Annotated in this window: 2 protein-coding genes; one reads left to right on the top strand and one right to left on the bottom strand. The window is 63.5% G+C overall.

The genetic code is table 11. The annotated features are described in order from the left end of the window. Positions 1-108 precede the first annotated feature (108 nt). Entirely contained in the window at positions 109-414 is a 306-nt protein-coding gene (locus tag BHE97_RS19440; protein WP_087625662.1) for a hypothetical protein, read from the top strand. Between the two features lie 164 nt (positions 415-578). On the opposite strand, the gene BHE97_RS19940 is transcribed toward BHE97_RS19440, so the two are convergent. Then, the gene (locus BHE97_RS19940; protein WP_140400280.1) at positions 579-770 is read right to left on the bottom strand and encodes a hypothetical protein; all 192 of its coding nucleotides are present in this window, start codon (positions 768-770) and stop codon (positions 579-581) included. Positions 771-810 lie beyond the last annotated feature (40 nt).

Below are 810 nucleotides of genomic sequence, written 5' to 3'. Positions count from 1 at the left end.
TCCGATCTACGGTTATCGCTGGTGACTCTGAAGAGACGGACGCCGGCGGCGATCTACGTAGAGTTGATCGTCGGCAGCGTCAGGTGTGTGTAAGAGACAGCGTTGTACGTGAAGGGCTCGAACGACACCGCCGTGCTGACGGCCACCGAACGGTCGAGACTCAATGAGGCATTGCGACATGTCGCGGCGTGTGGTGGGCTCGGTGATGTCGTCGAGCTGGACGTGTCTTTCGGTGCCGAACGAGTGTGGACGATCGGGGGAGACATCGACGGCACGGTGAGGGTGACACTCACGCTGGGCGCCGCCGGCACCTGCGCGAATGACGACCTGTACGCCTCATTCATCAGCGACGCGGCAAGGATCCTCGACGAGCAGTCCATCGAGCACTCCATCGACATGCTCGGTTGTCCGTAAGCACCTCAGATCCAGCGACTCACGGGGCCGCGCAGCAGGCCTCTACGGCAGTCCGGCCATCCCCTGACCGGTCATCGGACGCGTGCCGTTTCACCGGTCAGGGGATGGCCGGACTGCCGTAGAGGCCTGCTGCGCGGCCCCGTGAGTCGCTGGATCTGAGGTGCTTACGGACAACCGAGCATGTCGATGGAGTGCTCGATGGACTGCTCGTCGAGGATCCTTGCCGCGTCGCTGATGAATGAGGCGTACAGGTCGTCATTCGCGCAGGTGCCGGCGGCGCCCAGCGTGAGTGTCACCCTCACCGTGCCGTCGATGTCTCCCCCGATCGTCCACACTCGTTCGGCACCGAAAGACACGTCCCGCTCGTCGGCGTCACCTTTGCCCTAGCCCTTATAC

The sequence above is a fragment of the Aeromicrobium sp. PE09-221 genome, assembly GCF_002174305.1.
GTDB lineage: Bacteria > Actinomycetota > Actinomycetes > Propionibacteriales > Nocardioidaceae > Aeromicrobium.
This window is presented reverse-complemented; position numbering and strand designations above follow the sequence as displayed.